General features: G+C 60.7%; 24 protein-coding genes. 9 read left to right on the top strand and 15 right to left on the bottom strand.

Features of this window, described 5'->3' with window-relative positions:
* Positions 1-4: 4 nt before the first annotated feature.
* From Q352_RS0104410 to Q352_RS24410, 14 genes are all read right to left on the bottom strand, one after another.
* Entirely contained in the window at positions 5-253 is a 249-nt protein-coding gene (locus Q352_RS0104410) for a hypothetical protein (RefSeq protein WP_028498293.1), read from the bottom strand.
* A gap of 90 nt (positions 254-343) precedes the next feature.
* Entirely contained in the window at positions 344-772 is a 429-nt protein-coding gene (locus Q352_RS0104405; RefSeq protein WP_028498292.1) for a hypothetical protein, read from the bottom strand.
* On the bottom strand, positions 769-1,203 hold the full coding sequence (locus tag Q352_RS19770; RefSeq protein WP_084299838.1) for a Gp49 family protein: 435 nt from the start codon (positions 1,201-1,203) through the stop codon (positions 769-771). The genes Q352_RS0104405 and Q352_RS19770 overlap by 4 nt, the downstream gene beginning before the upstream one ends.
* Positions 1,200-1,694, bottom strand: a complete 495-nt coding sequence (locus Q352_RS0104395) for a DUF2829 domain-containing protein (protein ID WP_028498291.1) — start codon at positions 1,692-1,694, stop codon at positions 1,200-1,202. Before Q352_RS0104395 ends, Q352_RS19770 begins: the two co-directional genes overlap by 4 nt.
* Before the next feature lie 874 nt (positions 1,695-2,568).
* A complete protein-coding gene (locus Q352_RS0104385) occupies positions 2,569-3,072 on the bottom strand; it encodes a hypothetical protein (RefSeq protein ID WP_028498289.1) in 504 nt (167 codons plus the stop codon).
* Entirely contained in the window at positions 3,069-3,428 is a 360-nt protein-coding gene (locus Q352_RS0104380; protein WP_211249597.1) for a RusA family crossover junction endodeoxyribonuclease, read from the bottom strand. Before Q352_RS0104380 ends, Q352_RS0104385 begins: the two co-directional genes overlap by 4 nt.
* Positions 3,429-3,439: 11 nt before the next feature.
* The gene (locus tag Q352_RS23210; protein ID WP_156952462.1) at positions 3,440-3,607 is read right to left on the bottom strand and encodes a hypothetical protein; all 168 of its coding nucleotides are present in this window, start codon (positions 3,605-3,607) and stop codon (positions 3,440-3,442) included.
* Positions 3,604-3,909, bottom strand: a complete 306-nt coding sequence (locus Q352_RS0104370) for a nuclease domain-containing protein (protein WP_028498287.1) — start codon at positions 3,907-3,909, stop codon at positions 3,604-3,606. The genes Q352_RS23210 and Q352_RS0104370 overlap by 4 nt, the downstream gene beginning before the upstream one ends.
* Positions 3,906-4,379 carry a hypothetical protein gene (locus tag Q352_RS0104365; RefSeq protein ID WP_028498286.1) on the bottom strand — a complete coding sequence of 158 codons (474 nt, stop codon included), beginning with the start codon at positions 4,377-4,379 and terminating at the stop codon, positions 3,906-3,908. Before Q352_RS0104365 ends, Q352_RS0104370 begins: the two co-directional genes overlap by 4 nt.
* The gene (locus Q352_RS0104360; RefSeq protein WP_028498285.1) at positions 4,376-4,696 is read right to left on the bottom strand and encodes a hypothetical protein; all 321 of its coding nucleotides are present in this window, start codon (positions 4,694-4,696) and stop codon (positions 4,376-4,378) included. The genes Q352_RS0104365 and Q352_RS0104360 overlap by 4 nt, the downstream gene beginning before the upstream one ends.
* Entirely contained in the window at positions 4,693-5,460 is a 768-nt protein-coding gene (locus tag Q352_RS19765) for a hypothetical protein (RefSeq protein ID WP_051528675.1), read from the bottom strand. Before Q352_RS19765 ends, Q352_RS0104360 begins: the two co-directional genes overlap by 4 nt.
* Entirely contained in the window at positions 5,423-6,232 is an 810-nt protein-coding gene (locus tag Q352_RS22155) for a hypothetical protein (protein ID WP_051528674.1), read from the bottom strand. Before Q352_RS22155 ends, Q352_RS19765 begins: the two co-directional genes overlap by 38 nt.
* A gap of 84 nt (positions 6,233-6,316) precedes the next feature.
* Positions 6,317-6,604, bottom strand: coding sequence for a helix-turn-helix domain-containing protein (locus tag Q352_RS0104345; protein ID WP_028498284.1), 288 nt, complete (start codon positions 6,602-6,604; stop codon positions 6,317-6,319).
* 76 nt (positions 6,605-6,680) lie between these two features.
* Positions 6,681-6,902, bottom strand: coding sequence for a transcriptional regulator (locus Q352_RS24410; RefSeq protein ID WP_373280112.1), 222 nt, complete (start codon positions 6,900-6,902; stop codon positions 6,681-6,683).
* Positions 6,903-7,003: 101 nt separating this feature from the next.
* On the opposite strand from Q352_RS24410, the gene Q352_RS19755 reads away from it, so the two are divergent.
* A complete protein-coding gene (locus tag Q352_RS19755) occupies positions 7,004-7,657 on the top strand; it encodes a LexA family protein (protein ID WP_036385237.1) in 654 nt (217 codons plus the stop codon).
* Positions 7,658-7,782: 125 nt separating this feature from the next.
* Positions 7,783-8,823 (top strand): S49 family peptidase domain-containing protein, encoded by a 1,041-nt coding sequence (locus Q352_RS19750; RefSeq protein ID WP_051528673.1) that lies wholly within the window; start codon positions 7,783-7,785, stop codon positions 8,821-8,823.
* Positions 8,824-9,842: 1,019 nt separating this feature from the next.
* Here Q352_RS19750 and Q352_RS0104320 read toward each other — a convergent pair.
* Complete coding sequence (locus Q352_RS0104320) at positions 9,843-10,046, bottom strand: ECs_2282 family putative zinc-binding protein (protein WP_146745079.1); 204 nt, start codon at positions 10,044-10,046, stop codon at positions 9,843-9,845.
* Between the two features lie 111 nt (positions 10,047-10,157).
* On the opposite strand from Q352_RS0104320, the gene Q352_RS0104315 reads away from it, so the two are divergent.
* The 7 genes from Q352_RS0104315 to Q352_RS23200 all read left to right on the top strand — a co-directional run bounded on the left by Q352_RS0104315 (position 10,158) and on the right by Q352_RS23200 (position 14,894).
* Positions 10,158-10,394, top strand: a complete 237-nt coding sequence (locus tag Q352_RS0104315; protein WP_028498282.1) for a hypothetical protein — start codon at positions 10,158-10,160, stop codon at positions 10,392-10,394.
* 627 nt (positions 10,395-11,021) lie between these two features.
* A complete protein-coding gene (locus Q352_RS23205) occupies positions 11,022-11,159 on the top strand; it encodes a hypothetical protein (RefSeq protein WP_156952461.1) in 138 nt (45 codons plus the stop codon).
* A complete protein-coding gene (locus Q352_RS0104305; protein WP_028498280.1) occupies positions 11,159-11,341 on the top strand; it encodes a hypothetical protein in 183 nt (60 codons plus the stop codon). The genes Q352_RS23205 and Q352_RS0104305 overlap by 1 nt, the downstream gene beginning before the upstream one ends.
* Positions 11,332-11,556, top strand: coding sequence for a hypothetical protein (locus Q352_RS0104300; protein WP_036385235.1), 225 nt, complete (start codon positions 11,332-11,334; stop codon positions 11,554-11,556). The genes Q352_RS0104305 and Q352_RS0104300 overlap by 10 nt, the downstream gene beginning before the upstream one ends.
* 199 nt (positions 11,557-11,755) lie before the next feature.
* The gene (locus Q352_RS0104295) at positions 11,756-12,817 is read left to right on the top strand and encodes a hypothetical protein (RefSeq protein WP_211249596.1); all 1,062 of its coding nucleotides are present in this window, start codon (positions 11,756-11,758) and stop codon (positions 12,815-12,817) included.
* Positions 12,814-14,559 carry a YqaJ viral recombinase family protein gene (locus Q352_RS19740; protein WP_051528672.1) on the top strand — a complete coding sequence of 582 codons (1,746 nt, stop codon included), beginning with the start codon at positions 12,814-12,816 and terminating at the stop codon, positions 14,557-14,559. The genes Q352_RS0104295 and Q352_RS19740 overlap by 4 nt, the downstream gene beginning before the upstream one ends.
* Positions 14,556-14,894 (top strand): hypothetical protein, encoded by a 339-nt coding sequence (locus Q352_RS23200; protein WP_156952460.1) that lies wholly within the window; start codon positions 14,556-14,558, stop codon positions 14,892-14,894. Before Q352_RS19740 ends, Q352_RS23200 begins: the two co-directional genes overlap by 4 nt.
* Positions 14,895-14,915: the final 21 nt, after the last annotated feature.

Below are 14,915 nucleotides of genomic sequence, written 5' to 3'. Positions count from 1 at the left end.
ACGATCAGAGCAACAGGTTCCGCGCATGCAGCATTGCATCTCGCTCATCTGCGCTGCCGGTCTGACTAAGGGTCTCCGCCCTGACGGACATGAACTTGATCAGGTTAGATCGCTCATCAGCGTCAACCAGATTGGCAGTCACCTCCCCCACGACCTGCGCAATGCGCGAATAGTCATCCGGCCTTGAGCAGACATCGACAATCTGATCCAGCAGTAGCTGTTCGTGTGGGGTAATCCGTTCGGAAGGGTTCATGAGAGTCTCTTGCTGGCAAAATTGTGTCGCAATCGTACGTCAAGAAGCTAGCGCGGACCACCCCCTTTCCGAGGTGCCCGCGCGCAAATCTCACTCGACCAGCGTCAAGGTCGTCACCTGGCCACCGGTGAACACGTCCATGGTCATGGCGATGCGGACAGCGTGTTCAGCGTCAGCGCCGGCCCGCATGGCAGCAATCGCCGGCATGGCGCCCGAGCCGATCGCCCATAGCCATTCGAAGTCGTCAGGCTCGTCAACGCCGTCGGTGTAGGCACGCAGCACATGGCCGTCCCATACCAGTACATCGAATTCAGATTCACCGGCCGGGGTTGGCAGCGACTTCTCTTCGTCCAGCAGGAACCGCTTCACGCCCGGCAGGTACCGTGTATCGCCAGCAAACCCGACCAGACGGTCGCCGAGCCGGAACACCTTCACGTAGTTGTCACGCTCGATCACGCCATTGGCGGTGGCTCGGCCGTCTGCGGCCATCGTTCGGCCATCAAATGCGATCGTGGTCATGCGGCGGCTGCCGGTCTCGGTATGCCATTGAGGTCAGCGATGGCATCTGCCTCGGTCAGAACCGGGCGCGACAGTTGGGTACGCAGCTCGTAGCCCATCAGCGGCCAGACCTTGGCGATGGCATTCTCGCGCGCGATCTTTCGGCCAAGCTCGGTGTCGAAGTTTTCAGGGCTGGCGCACGCGCTCTCTCCGGTGACGGTGAAGCCGTTCTTCAGGACGAGGACGCAGAAGGTCAGCAGGCGCAGGCTTCCGACGTGTCCGCCACCTTGGTGCCGGGCATGCAGCTCCATCTTGGCCAGAGCTCCTTCGATGCCGTGGTCTGCGGTGAAGTAAATCTCGGTGTCGATGTTCGATTCAATATCTGCCGGCGTGATGCGCGGCGCGGTCAGGCCCTTGGCCTGGATTTCCTGCTCGATTTGCTGGTCGTTCATGCTGGCTCTCCCACGATGTACCAGTCTTCGGCCAGCATGTCGGTCTGCGATGCGAGCCAGCCAGCGACTAGCTTGTTGTCCGCAGTCTTCATGCAAATCGTGCTGACGAATTCCGGCTCGCCGATGAGTTCTCCGAAGCCATACTTGAGGCCGCTTTGCAGATCGGAGCCCTTAATCAGGTACAGGAACACTCCCTTTCCGTTCCATCCGGCGCGGGCGACACACTGTCCGAGCTTCATCGCCTCGATGGCCTGTCCGAACGTCATGCCGGCGGCCGGGCGATATGCGCGCTCGAACACATCCTCGGGCGACCACGACACGTAGCCGGCGTACTCGGCAGTGTTGGCCTTGCCGCCGTCGACGTATTCGACGAGGAAGCCTTCATCGGTGCCGTTCTCGCTAGCCGGCAGTTCCCATCCGCGAAACTGGTTGTAGGCGAGCCGGGTCATGGGCTTGGCGTTGATAATCTTGGTGCCGATGTATTGCTGCATTGCATACCCTCCATAAACGGGAAAACCCGCCGGAGCGGGTTGCGGATGAAATCAAGAACAGCTACCAAATCAAGCTGACAATGGCATAAAATTGACGCCACTCAATATTCTCATCGCCATGGATAAAGGAGCCGCTTATGGGGCCAAGGTACATCGTCAGGTCGGTCCACCCTGCCGTAATTCATCAAGGGAGCAGGCCGCAGGCAAGTACCAATATCCCCATCAGGCAGTTCTATCTTTATGACACGGTGCGAGAGCGACGGCTGTACGGGATCTTTCATTCCAAGGCCGATGCCGAAGAGGCCTGCAAAGCCAAGAATTCAGGGTAATGCACTCTCAGCCACCCATGCTGTCAAACGGGCCGGTCTCATCGCCAGCCTTCCCGCCGCCAAGTCGGCCTGCAGCGCCTGAGCGGCCGTCTGCCGGCAGGACGTCGAGTTGTCCGATCGGAACCCGGCGAGTGTTCGGTGTGCTTTACCAAGCCGTGACACATCCATGACCACAGCCAGAAAAATGGCTTATGGATTTTGTATAATAAAAACCATCCAAAACAGATAATCAGCCAATGGCCATTGTTCACGACACCAGGTTTATCCACACGGTCAGCACCAGAAGCACCTTGGCATCAGTGCCGGGCAGCCCCGCGCCTCGAACCGGGATCTATCGATGCAAGGTGTGTGGCTTTGAGGTAGTTTGCCATGCAGGAGACGAACTCCCATCTAATGCACTAGGCCACGCTGGGCACAGCATTTCTTGGCGGATGATCGTTGAGTGCCAGACCACCATGGGACGGGGGCGGTAAACGCAAAACGCCCACCGGATGACCGATGGGCGCACTGATTCACACTATGTATTTGACTCTACAGTGTAACATTCACGCTGTCAAGCAAGCGGTGGCTTGGTTGCGATCTACCATTGGCACCCGAATCAGCTGCAGGTGCTGAATCTCGATGACCAGCATCGCACGCCTTAGGATGGCGTTCAGCCGGCGGTACAGCGCCTTCTCATAGCGGTTTGCCGTCATGTGGCAGCAGGAATGCCGATCAGCGAAGTCCCGACACGACACCCCCTCCCCGCGCGACCACTTCAGCAACAGATCGCGATCCGCCTTCATCCCGTACCGGCCAGGCATGCCGCCGGCCAGAGCGATCGCTTCGGTTTCCCTTCCCGTGAAATACAGCCACAGCACGGCGCGCTCCTCGAACGGCAGCCGATCGACCTTGCCCATAATCAACGCCGCCTGCGCTTTGAGTTCGTTCGGCAACAGGCCACCGAACGATGGCGCGGCTGTCTCGCAGTATTTCTGCGTCTTGGCGAGGACGACAGTCTCCATCCGGAATGCCCAGCCGAGCATGTCTTTCACGGTCATGAACATCATGCCTGCCCCCTCTCGAATTCCTTGACCCTCACCAGCAGCCGCCCACCAGGCACCACGTCGCCGCGGCTCACCACCAGCCGGTCAATCTGGCTGTCGTCGTCCCATGCGCCGCCATGGGTGAGGCTGTCCAGCGTGGCCTTGAGGACGTTGTCCAGATCGCGCCGCCGGCGGTCAGGAGGGCACACCAGCATTTCCACGGTCACCCGGCCGGTCATGCGCCGCACGCGCTCAACCACGCACAGCGCCTGCACCTCGGCCCGGTACCGGCGCCCCTTCTCGCTCAGCAGGTGCCGGCCGGCCAGCGCGCCTTTGTTTGGGCTGCGCCAGTAGGTGTTTGCGCTGGGCGGGTATGGCATGGTCAGCTCGATCATGCTCTGTCCCATCCGGCGGCAACGCGCGCCTTCACGTCGGCAGCCAACTGCTCATCCTGCCGCGCCAGCCATGCGATCAGGTCGCGCCGATAGGCCTGGTGGTGGATTCCGCGGCAGCAGCCCAGAATGAATTTGGCGTAGAAATCGGCATCGCCCAGGTTCATTTCGGCACCTTCACCAAACCGAGCGCAATCCACCGGCGCCACGTCCGTACCATCGCGCGGCGCATGTAGAACTGCCGATCCTCCGTGCTCAGGCTGCCGGCCCGGCCGTCGATGACGTCGTGGCAGGCCGCACAGCCGAATACGGCGCAGATGTCGTCGGATTTGCGCGCCATGCCGTGGGACTCATCCGGCAGGTGGCACAGCACCACAGTGGCGCTGTCGTAGCTGCACACGCCAGCAATGTTCAGCGTGCAGTCCTCGCCGCGTGCGCTCGCACGAAGCTTTTTGCTCTCGATCCTCATGCCTCTTCCACCCAGCTTTCTGCCATTTCCTCGATCTGCTCCGGGCGCATCGACGGCCAATATTTCTCGCTGATGTACCGGCACATAGCTCTGGCCACCTCATGCCGCTCGCCGTCATCCATCGATTCAAACGACAGCGACAGAGGGAACCGCGCCATGGCCATACCGACGCCGGGAACCATGACGCCCATTTCCTCGCAGCCGATACCACCCTCCCACTGGATGCGCTTCAGCACCTGGTGTGCGTCCATGCCGGTGAACGAATCGATATTTGCAGCACACAGGGTGCCGATCCGATGCATCAACCGGTGGAATCGCGGGTTGTTCAGCTTTTTCAGTGTGGCCGAGAGGACATCACCCACCGTGTAGCCCTTCGCTCGCAACTGGCTCTGCGCATAGGCGTCGGCCGGTACCAGTGCGCCCTTGGCGACGCGCAGGAAAACGGTCGGTTTCTGGGCTCGTCTGGTCATGCCGCCACCCCAGCAAACATGTCGGCCTGCCCTGCCTCGGTCTCGTCCCACAGCAGCGCGGCCCGGTAGGTGTCGCATTCGACGCCCGTCGCGGGATTCAGCCGCTTCCCGGCGACGATCACAGCACCTGCGGCGCGCAGCTCATCCAGCCGTCCACAGACGCTCGACTGGAACATGCCCAGGTTCCCGGCAATCTCAGCCCGCAGCAGCGGTACCCGGCTGCGACGCAGTAGCGCGAGGATCTGCTCGCACTGGGTGCCGGCCCGGCCGCTGGCGCGGTGGTTGCGGTAGGCGTTGTTGCGTGTGGCGGTGGTCATGCGGCGACCTCCTGTGGCGTGCCCAGGAATTTGCGCAGGGTATCGCTGATGGGCAGGTTGAATTTCGCGCGGGCCTCGGCGGCGTAGCGGCAGGAAATCGTTGGCCAGTCGCGCGGGGCATCGTTGATTTTCTCGGTCCAGCTCAGGTCAACGCCGGCCGGGTATTTCGACGCACGCGGCGCCAGCACCTGGTCACGGGCCTCGGACAGCATGCGTGACACGTCAGCCTCGTTGCGGGTCGTGCGGCCAGGCGCCGGCAGCGACTGTTCGGGCGGGGCTGCAGCCGGGATCGGCCTGCTCACGTCGGCGGCAGCCTGTTCCCAGGCGGCGCGCCAGCGGCCGGCCAGATCGCGCCACGACAGGTGCTGCATGTCGCCGCCAACGCGCTGGGCAGCCCAGAAATGGCGCGGGCTCGGCCACTGCTCCGGCTGGCCAGCATGGCGGCGGACCATCTGGTCGGCGGCGATGTAGAACGCGGTCTCCGGGTCAGCGCTGGGCTGCGGGCGGCACAGCAGCAGGAATTCCGGCAAGGTCGGCGGCCATTTCTGGGTTTTGCATGCGTCCAGCCCGGCACGAATCTCGACACCAGTCAGGCCAGCCAGCGCATCGGCCCACGTCGATTTCATCTCGCCAGCGTCCACCGAGCCCCACATGTCGGCAAAACGGTTTCCGTACATCGCAGACAGGCGTTTGAACAGGCGCTCGACCCAGGCGGTCGACAGCGGTTCAGACGCGCTGGTATTCAGCATCGACGGTGCGAGCATGCTGGTCTCCTCGGGATTTGCCGGTCAGTTCGGCGATGGTGTTGGCACGACGGTCGGCGACGTTCATCGATGGCTGGCCGGATGGCATGCGCCGCTGAGAGAACTGCGCGGCGTTCCGCAACCAGTTCCGCAGCGCGGCGTCCCAGTCGACGAACAGGCTGCGCTTCGCAACGTGGTAATCACGGAACTTGTCGAACTCATAGCTCAGCGTCACCTGCAGTTCGTCGGCGAGGTGCCGGTGGGCATCCGATGGGGCAAACCCGTCAGGCAGAGGCGATTTGCGGCTGACCGGTTTCGCGGGCGGCACAACCTGAGCGTTAGCGAAGGTTGTAGTAGTCTCTGCAGTAGTCTCTGCTCTTTTAGCTGCGCGTTTTTCGCGTGACATGTTCTGCGTATTCCGCGAATCCTGTTCTGCGTTTTCCGCGTAACTGGAGTCGGCGTTTCTGGCGTGGTAAATCGACGCCAAAATCGCGTTCAGGCGGTCCGCATCCAGGCGGTAATACGGTTTGGCCGGCATGCCTGCGCGGCGGTACTCGATGACACCAAGGTTGACCAATGTTCGGCGGGCGGTCTCCAGCTCGCGTTTCGTCAGGCCGATCTCGTCACGCCATTCGTCTGCAGTTTTGTGGAACCAGTCGCCGTTACCAGTGCGCGGGTGCCAGTAGTGGATCTGCGACAGCAGTAGCGCGGCATTGGCGCAGCCGGTCACGTCGACGAACACTCGCTGGAATGCCACGGGTCGCTCCAGCATCGACAGGAAATTGATACCCACGCCCTACTCCTCCACCGCGTCGCAGAACGCTGTCAGCTCGGGCAGCAGCGGGCGCAGCAGTTCGTTAATGATCTGGTGCATGCGTCAATGCCTCCCGCACTCGCCCATACCCTGGCGTGCGCACTGACAGCTGGCACCGATCTGGCCCATGTAGGCCAGGCAGTCCAGATAGCGCGGCGTCACCGGCACATAGCCGAGGGCCTGAATGGCGGCATCCAGCTTGTCGATGGGGATGCCCTGCTGGCCGCTCAGAAACCTCGACACCTGGGAATCGTCCCACGACAAAGCGTCAGCAACGGCCCGCTTGTCGCGGGGGCTCGTCAGGGCCGAGCGGAAGGCTTGCTCAAGCCCGATCAACGTCGGCGCACTCATACACACTCCTGATCAAAAACGCCTGCGTGCGATTGCACCAGGCCACGGGCAACATTCGACTCATGCATGGCGGTTCCTATGCGACTGGTTCGGTGGTGGGTTTCTCGGGCCAGATCTCGCTTGCGGATGGGCAGAGGTCGTGCCGGCGAATTCGACCATCGGTTACCGCCTCAATCCTGATGGCGAGACGAGGGCCAGCCATCTTCTTCCCGAGAAGTAGGTTTGAAATCGTGGCCTGAGATGCACCGACCATCCGAGCAAATGCGGATTGGCTTCCGGCCTTCTCGACCTCATCCATGAGCGATTTTAAGGTGTTCATGCACGAATAATAACCTTAGTTATGGATTGATACAACCATAGTTCTTTGACCGCATATCACTTCGGTAATAACTTCGCCTCATGGAAAACACGACATCAGCACTAATCAAGCGCCTGCGTGAGGCGCGCGGCTGGTCTCAGGACGAGCTGGCAAAAAAAATCGGCATCAGTCAGCCGGGCTTGGCGAAAATTGAGAATGGTGGCAACACTCGCAAGATCGTTGAAATCGCCAAAATTTTCGGGGTGACGGCCGAGGAGTTGAGTCGCGGCGTCATACATGAAGGTGTCGCGCGAACTGATGACAAAGCTCGCATTGACACCAACGTCTCCCCAGGCCCGGACGTCCGCGGCATGCTGCCCCTGATCTCATGGGTACAGGCCGGGTCGTTCTGCGACGTGATCGACAACCTGGCGCCGGGTGATGCCGAGGCGTGGTATCCGTGCCCAGTCACCCACACCCCAAACGCCTACGTTCTGCGCGTTGAGGGGGAGTCGATGTCGCCAGAGTATCGTGACGGGGAAATGATTTTCGTGGACCCCCGTGGGGGCTACGTACACGGCGACGACATCATCGTGCGCACCCCGGAGGGTAAGGCAACGTTCAAGCGGCTGCAGGTCACCCAGGATGGAACGTTCCTGCTGGCGATCAATCCGGCATGGCCGGAGCGGATCATCCGTATCCCTGATAACTCTCAGATCTGCGGCAAGGTGATTTTCCAAGGACGTCCGCGGTAGCCAGCATGGTCTGGCGCGGTGGGTAGTGGGCGGTGGTGGCCACGGTAGCCGGTGTTGGCTGACATGACCGGTTAGCGAAGATGAAAATATCAACAAAAATTCAAACAGTTAGCGTGGAGAACTAAATGGAAGATGGGATTCGCGTCATCAACAGCATCAGAGTCTGCTTGGAGAAATTAGATTCAGATGTGTACGTTTACTTCGGGATGATAAACAAGGACGGATACCAATCAATTTGCGACTCACTACCCAGGAAGGCCAAAGACCGCGCTATCTTGGTATTGGCTACAAATGGGGGGGATCCGAATGCAGGCTACCGGATAGCAAGGGCTTTGCTGCATACGTACGGGAAAGGCAACTTTTCCATATTGATTCCTACGTCATGCAAGAGCGCTGGGACCCTAATGTGCATAGGTGCATCAGAGCTTGTTATCGCAGACAGAGGGGAGTTAGGGCCGCTAGATATTCAGGTAAGCAAGCCAGATGAGATGTTCCAAAACTCTTCTGGCCTAGATATTTTGCAGGCTGTAAAGTACCTAGAAAGCGCCGCGTTGACTTCGTTCAGGAAAGCTCTGGTCGACATAAATAGGGGAAGCGGTGTCTCCACAAAGACTGCAGCAAGCATCGCCGATGGACTTATAGCATCCCTCTACCAGCCGGTCGTTTCTCAGATAGACCCCGTGAGGCTTGGAGAGATGCAACGGGCAATCAACATTGCTCAGAAGTACGGGGAGCGCCTCAACGCCTACCATGAGAACCTACTAGAAGGGGCGCTGCAGAAGCTGATCTGGGACTACCCAGTCCACGAGTTCGTGATCGACAGGGCAGAGGCAAAAGAGCTGTTCTCAAAGGTTCGTAGCCCATGCCATGAGGAGTCGATAATCTGTGACTACTTAGTTGCGAATGTCGGACCGTACTGGCAGAATCAGCCGGTTACCTTTAACCTTAACCACGTGATATACGGTGTGCTAAAGCGTGCGGTGGAAGCAAGCGCTGCAGTAGCTACGCCAGTCACCAGTGGTGAAATTGACGATCAAATAGGAGATGACCATGGAACAGATGCTTCAGGAAGCCATCAAGAAGTCTCAGCAGGAGACGAGGGAGCCGAAGCTCAACCCGTGGCTGTCGGAACTACTGAAGAGCATGAAACCTACTCCGCAGCATAGCAGTGCGTTCGCGCTGAAGTGCCGCTGACCTAGTTCTGCTTTTCAGGCTAAGCCCCGCCATTCGCGGGGCTTTTTCGCGCCTGCCGTCCTAGCCGCCCACCCCCATCAACAGCCCGCCGCTCGCGGGCTTTGTTACGTCAGAACAACCAGAGTTCTTCCTACCAGCAAGAATTATTACTTTAGTTATTGACTTCATTTATAACCTAAGTTATCTTGCAATCACACCACGGCAACACACCGCCGACCGATCTCAGGAGCCCCCACGCGGGACCAGACAATTGAGCAGGATACGGTTCGATAGCAGGCGGAGAGCGCCTGTCGTAGACGGGGCCCCGCCAGCGCCCGAGAAGCTGAGCAAGACCCGCCGAGAGCAACAAGGCGGGCGATCAGACGACAAGGCGCATGAGGCGCTGCGAATGACTCTGACGGAACGCCGGCCTGTGGCGAGTAACGGGCAAAGGGCCGGTTCAATGAGCCGGCATCGTTGAGAGGGCTGTAGAAGTTCGGAGACCCGCCGAAGCGGGCCCCTTGGTCACAGCATCAGCAGAACAAGCGTGGTCAACGCGAGAATGCACTGGGCCACGTTTATCTTGATGCTCACCTTCACGACGGCTTTCATTCGATGTCCCTGATTGAAAGCCCGTGGCCACGGGCATTTAACCCGCTTGAGCACTTGTATTCCGCCCTTGCTGGCGGATGCCTGACTGCGGCTAGCACGCAATCTGACATTCGGCTTGACCGGCCGGCGGTGGCCCAAGGGCGACCATGGCGGGTTTCACCTTCAGCGCAGTAGCAGCCGCGCCGCCTGGCACTGCTATGCCAGGCCGGCCCCTTGCAGGGGGACGGTTCGCCGATGCTACACGCGGATCGAATGCGTATATAGCCCTCTCAACGATGCATGAACGGCCTCACCAGAAGCCGATCACCAAAGCCGAGACAGGCGGTTTTGGTGGCCAAAGGTCAGCCCGGTGAATCTGCAAACACTGCACGCCGGGCTGCTTGATCAAGGAAGCAAGGACTCAGCCCTTCGTAGCCCCTGACAGGAACCCGGCAAAAAGGCGCTCGCTCAAGGCCTTGGTGATTTCGTGGATCTCTTCAGGATGAAGAACATGCCCGCAGCCAACGCAGGCGTAGCTGTCCGGCCCTTCGCTTGTCTCGGCGTACTTGAGTTTATCGCCAGTGCATTCAGGGCAAGTGATGGGGGTGTTGATAGGAGTAGTCATGAGCATTTCTCCCAATGATTAGTTAGATGGCATTGCTCATTTTATGCGTCATGACGAAAATTTCTATCCGAATTTTCTGCCGCTGGTAAATTTTTTTCTCAAAGGATAGGCATGTCAGAACAACGATTCCAGATCCCATTCGTGACTGTCGATGATGCCGTTGCATCGGCGCAGGTGGTCGAAAGCCTGGCTGCAGATCTGGACAAGGGGCGGTGGGAATTTCTGGTAGAGCCGTGGACGCGGGTCCGAGCAGGCGCCCACGTCGTCATCCCCTACTCAGCCTGGATGAAGATCGAGGCCGAGCTGAGACGCGGGCACAAAAACGGAAAGGCCCCGACTGCTGAGTAGCAGCTGAGGCCTTCCCGGTCCCTACGGATGAGCTTTGCTTTCAACGCAGGGGCAATTTCAATATAGCAGCACCCCGGCGCAATTCAATGCCGGTGCGTGGCTCCCGAGCGCATTATGGTATCGGGAGTGGATCGCCAGCGGCGCGGGTAGCTGCTGCCGGCTGATCGTAGGCCCTCATGGGCTTTCTCCATCCTCTGGCCCGGAGGTTAAACGGGCACCAACACAGAGCGCGCCTTGCCGAAGGAATTCATGGCTCACAGCCGTGGTTCCACGACCGCCGCAGTAGGTCGATTCCGGAAGGTGCTGCGAAGGCGCGCTCTGTGTTGGTGAATGCGCAGGCTGATGCGATAGGGCCAGAATCGAGACGGGCAACCAACCCCGAATTAGGCCAGTAGCTTGGATAAAGCCGAACGAAGACAAGCTGTGCCGGGGAGCAGCGCCGGCCACCAACAGCGCGACGGGCGCGGACTTCCAACCCGTGTACCCAACGTCAGGACGCATGACGAGACCAGCCGGGAGAGCAGCGGCACCCATACCAGCATGAGCGCATGCCGTGGGCCTCGCGTAATGAGGCAAGAACAACCACCCAGCCCGGCCCTGTGCCGGGCTTTTTTATGGGAGACCAACATGGTCACGACTGAATTGGCGGAGCTGGACGAGTTGGACGACGCCACGGTGCTGCGGCTCCGTGCCGAGGGTTGCCGCGCGAAATGCATCATCCGCTGCGGCGTGGCCCTGTTTTTCATCTACCGCTGGAGGATGTGATGGGACCGATCCGCCGCCGTATTTTCACCCGCGACCCGGCCGACACGCCGCTGGCCGTTGCCTGCGATGTTGCTCTCACCACGCTGGGCGCCCTGTTCTACGCCGCTGCTGCTGCCACCCTGGCCGCCATCTGCTACGACGCCGTGCCGCTGGACCTGTGGGGGCTGCTGTCATGGAAATGATCGAGGCCCCTCTGGGTGTCGCCTGGCACTCGAACGACCCACGGTTGAGTACCGACCCGCGCCGGCAGGATGAGGCCGACGATCTGACCACTGCTGCTGATATGGCCGTGACCGACATTGAGGCCGCTGCAGCCCTGGTGCGCTGCGGACGGCTGGCCGAGGCCCGGCAGGCGCTGATCGATTCGGCGTGCGGCCTGATGAGCAGCCTGCAATGAGGGCATCGTTCACCCAGCGCCAACTGCAGGACTACATCCACCGGGCGCGGGAACGACGGGCGTCCGATGCCGGCGGGCCAGCACGCAGCAACGAATACGACCGACGCCGGGCTGATGCTCGGCGTTTTCGCGAGAGCCTGGACGAGCTGATCGGCGCCGTGTTTGGGCCTCGCCGGGATGGACACAGGGAGAGATAGCAATGAACGAACAGTCAACCCAGCAGGCGCTGACCACACGCCAGGAGTTTGGCGGCGCCAGCGCCACTTTTGCAGTCCAGGAAACCGCTGCGACAGCGATCGCCGCCCAGGCGAAGGCCATGGTCGAGGCACGCTATGTGATGGCGTTGCAACGCCCGCGCAACTGGGATCAGGTACGGCAGGACCTGATGAAGGAATGCCGGCGGCCAACATTCGCCAACAACAAAAGCGCCTACTACCGCAAGCCGATTGGCAGCGGCGTGGAAGGCCTCGGTATTCGGTTTGTCGAGGTGGCGTTGCGCTGCATGAAAAACGTCTTGGTGGAAACCACCATGATTTTTGAGGACGACCGCAAAGAGCTGCATCGCGTATCCGTCACCGACCTGGAATCGAATCTCACCTACCCGCTGGATGTGCGTGTCTCGAAGACCGTCGAGCGCTCACGCCCGATGGATGACGGCAGCTACATCAGCGTCCGCACCAACAGCTACAACCGGCCCGTGTACACGGTGCTGGCCACCGAAGACGACCTGCTCAACAAGCGTGCGGCCCAGATTTCCAAGGCGATTCGCACGCTGGGGCTGCGCATCATCCCCGGCGACATGCAGGACGAGGCCGAGGAAATTATCAAGGCCGTTCGCCTGGACGAGGCGGCGCGAGACCCGGATGCCGAGCGCAAGAAAATCGCCGACGCTTTTGCTGGCATTCGCGTGAGGGCCTCCGATCTGACCGAGTACCTGGGGCATTCGCTGGACACCTGCTCACCGGCCGAGCTGGTGAATCTGCGCGGGCTTTATGGGGCGATCCGAGATGGCGAAGCCACGTGGAAGTCCGTAATGGAAAGCAAGGATAGCCAGCCGGCCACAGAGGGTGGCGAGAGCCGCCAGCAGCCGCAGGCATGCAGCAAAGAGACGTTCGACAAGAACGCCGAGGGCTGGAAGAAGGCACTCAAGGCCGGCAGATCGGTCAACGATCTGATTGCGTTCATCCAGACAAAACACAACCTGACCAACGATCAGCGTATGGAAATCGCATCGTGGGCCAATGACGGGGCACAGCAATGAAAATCCACGACCTGATCCAAGGCAGCGACGAATGGGCCGCATTCCGGCTGAATCACCACGGCGCCAGTGAAGCGGCTGCAATGCTGGGTCTGTCGAAAAAGACGACCCGCTCCGAGCTGCTGCATATGAAGCATACCGGTACGCCGAAGGAATTCAGCGACTGGGTACAGAAAAATATCCTCGACTATGGCCATGAGGTCGAGGCAATGGCCCGCCCGCTGATCGAGGACATTCTCGGCGAGGATTTCTACCCGGTAACGTGCTCGAATGAAGATGTTGGCGGGAACCTGTCAGCCTCGTGTGACGGACTGACGATGCTCTACGACACGGCGTTCGAGCACAAGCAATGGAACACCGAGCTGGCCACATCCATTGCCGCCGGCATCCTGCCCGCCGACCACATGCCCCAGTGCCAGCAGATCATGCTGGTGACCGGCGCCGAGCGGGTCATCTTCACCGTCTCCAACGGCACGCGGGAAAACCTGGTCTGGATGGAAGTGCTGCCGTCCCCGGAATGGTTCGATCGCATTCTGGCTGGCTGGGCTCAGTTTGACCGAGACCTGGTCGACTACACGCCGCCCGAAGTGAAGCCCGAGGTCGTGGCCGAGCCGGTGCGCGACCTGCCGGCCGTCATCGTCCAGATCAGCGGCGAAATCGCCGTTCACGAAAACTTCTCCGTGTTCGAGGCTGCCCTGCGAGAATTCCTCGACGAGACGCTGATCCGCGAGCCGCAGACGGATCAGGACTTTGCCGATCTCGACCTGCAGATCAAGGCCATGAAGAAGGCAGAGGAAGCACTCGACGCGGCTGAATCGCAGATGCTGGCTCAGGTGCAAAGCATCGACCAGGCCAAACGCCAGAAGGACCAACTCCACAAGTTGGTCCGCGACAACCGGCTGATGGCCGAGAAGCTGCTCGACAGCGAGAAGGCCAGGCGTAAGGCTGAACGCATCGAGGCCGCGCGCGGCGCGTATACCGCGCACGTCGCCGGACTGCAGGAAGGGATTGTTGGCCTGACGCTGGCCTACCAGATGCCAGATTTCGCAGCCGCCATCAAGGGCCTGCGCACGCTGACCAGCATGCAGGACAAGCTGGATACCGCGCTGGCAAACGCGAAGATCGCGATCGACCTGCAGGCTGCTGACCTGGTCACCAAACTGGAATGGGTCGCCGAGAACGCTGCCGAGCATCGCGCCCTGCTGGCCGACCTGCAACAGCTTTCTGCCAAGCCGATCGATGACTTCAAGCTGGTCATCCGGACGCGCATTGACGCCCGCAAGAAGGCCGAGGAAGCGCGTCTGGAAGCTGAGCGTGAGCGCATCCGGAGGGAAGAGGCGGACAAGCTGGCGCGCGAGGCGGCGCAGGAAGCCACCCGAAAGAAGGCGGAGGAAGATGCAACAGCGGCTGTGGCACGGCTGCCGGCCGACATCCCCGAGGATCCTCAGCCGGTCGCGCTAGAATCCGGCGAGCTCTGGCCACGCAAGGCGTTGACGCATCCGCTGACCAGCCCGGTGCCAGCCACGTCGACCCCGACCCTGCGCCTCGGTCAGATCAATGAACGGCTGTCGCCGATCAGCCTGACGGCCGATGGGCTCGCAGGTCTCGGCTTCACGCACGCGGCAACGGACAAGGCCGCGAAGCTCTACCACGCGAGTGATTTCTCGCGGATCTGCTCCGCGCTGGTTCAGCATATCCAGGCCGCTCAGGGCATGCATGACCCGCAGAAAGAGAAAGCGGCATGATCCACGCAGACCTTGCCGGTTGCCAGTTCGGCCGGCTGACCGTATCCGGTCCGTCAGACGTCAGGATATTCGGTGGGCGCACCGTTCTCTGCCGGTGTCGCTGCGGCGGTTCCATCAGCGTCCGTCCCGGTGACCTGCGCAAAGGGAAGGTGAAGTCCTGCGGCTGCTACCGGCGCGAATTGGCGCTTGCAGCGCTTCAGCGGGCGAACCAGCCCGAGGCCAGGTCTCGGCAACTGGTCTCGGCCAACAGAACGCGGCGCCGAAAACAGATTTTGGCGCTGGGGTCCGTCACCACCACCCGCCAATACATCGACGGTCAACCAGCCCCGCTATGAGCGGGGCGATTCATTTCAAGG

Origin of the sequence: Microvirgula aerodenitrificans DSM 15089 (assembly GCF_000620105.1) — a bacterium.
GTDB classification, from domain to species: Bacteria; Pseudomonadota; Gammaproteobacteria; order Burkholderiales; family Aquaspirillaceae; genus Microvirgula; species Microvirgula aerodenitrificans.
The sequence above is the reverse complement of the archived record's forward strand: the minus strand, read 5'-3'. Positions and strand labels throughout refer to the sequence as shown.

Coding starts and splice junctions, on each gene's coding strand:
- Q352_RS0104410 (WP_028498293.1), bottom strand. CDS start 253: ATGAACCCTTCCGAACGGATTACCCCACACGAACAGCTACTGCTGGAT.
- Q352_RS0104405 (WP_028498292.1), bottom strand. CDS start 772: ATGACCACGATCGCATTTGATGGCCGAACGATGGCCGCAGACGGCCGA.
- Q352_RS19770 (WP_084299838.1), bottom strand. CDS start 1,203: ATGAACGACCAGCAAATCGAGCAGGAAATCCAGGCCAAGGGCCTGACC.
- Q352_RS0104395 (WP_028498291.1), bottom strand. CDS start 1,694: ATGCAGCAATACATCGGCACCAAGATTATCAACGCCAAGCCCATGACC.
- Q352_RS0104385 (WP_028498289.1), bottom strand. CDS start 3,072: ATGATGTTCATGACCGTGAAAGACATGCTCGGCTGGGCATTCCGGATG.
- Q352_RS0104380 (WP_211249597.1), bottom strand. CDS start 3,428: ATGCCATACCCGCCCAGCGCAAACACCTACTGGCGCAGCCCAAACAAA.
- Q352_RS23210 (WP_156952462.1), bottom strand. CDS start 3,607: ATGAACCTGGGCGATGCCGATTTCTACGCCAAATTCATTCTGGGCTGC.
- Q352_RS0104370 (WP_028498287.1), bottom strand. CDS start 3,909: ATGAGGATCGAGAGCAAAAAGCTTCGTGCGAGCGCACGCGGCGAGGAC.
- Q352_RS0104365 (WP_028498286.1), bottom strand. CDS start 4,379: ATGACCAGACGAGCCCAGAAACCGACCGTTTTCCTGCGCGTCGCCAAG.
- Q352_RS0104360 (WP_028498285.1), bottom strand. CDS start 4,696: ATGACCACCGCCACACGCAACAACGCCTACCGCAACCACCGCGCCAGC.
- Q352_RS19765 (WP_051528675.1), bottom strand. CDS start 5,460: ATGCTCGCACCGTCGATGCTGAATACCAGCGCGTCTGAACCGCTGTCG.
- Q352_RS0104345 (WP_028498284.1), bottom strand. CDS start 6,604: ATGAGTGCGCCGACGTTGATCGGGCTTGAGCAAGCCTTCCGCTCGGCC.
- Q352_RS24410 (WP_373280112.1), bottom strand. CDS start 6,902: ATGGATGAGGTCGAGAAGGCCGGAAGCCAATCCGCATTTGCTCGGATG.
- Q352_RS19755 (WP_036385237.1), top strand. CDS start 7,004: ATGGAAAACACGACATCAGCACTAATCAAGCGCCTGCGTGAGGCGCGC.
- Q352_RS19750 (WP_051528673.1), top strand. CDS start 7,783: ATGGAAGATGGGATTCGCGTCATCAACAGCATCAGAGTCTGCTTGGAG.
- Q352_RS0104320 (WP_146745079.1), bottom strand. CDS start 10,046: ATGACTACTCCTATCAACACCCCCATCACTTGCCCTGAATGCACTGGC.
- Q352_RS0104315 (WP_028498282.1), top strand. CDS start 10,158: ATGTCAGAACAACGATTCCAGATCCCATTCGTGACTGTCGATGATGCC.
- Q352_RS23205 (WP_156952461.1), top strand. CDS start 11,022: ATGGTCACGACTGAATTGGCGGAGCTGGACGAGTTGGACGACGCCACG.
- Q352_RS0104305 (WP_028498280.1), top strand. CDS start 11,159: ATGGGACCGATCCGCCGCCGTATTTTCACCCGCGACCCGGCCGACACG.
- Q352_RS0104300 (WP_036385235.1), top strand. CDS start 11,332: ATGGAAATGATCGAGGCCCCTCTGGGTGTCGCCTGGCACTCGAACGAC.
- Q352_RS0104295 (WP_211249596.1), top strand. CDS start 11,756: ATGAACGAACAGTCAACCCAGCAGGCGCTGACCACACGCCAGGAGTTT.
- Q352_RS19740 (WP_051528672.1), top strand. CDS start 12,814: ATGAAAATCCACGACCTGATCCAAGGCAGCGACGAATGGGCCGCATTC.
- Q352_RS23200 (WP_156952460.1), top strand. CDS start 14,556: ATGATCCACGCAGACCTTGCCGGTTGCCAGTTCGGCCGGCTGACCGTA.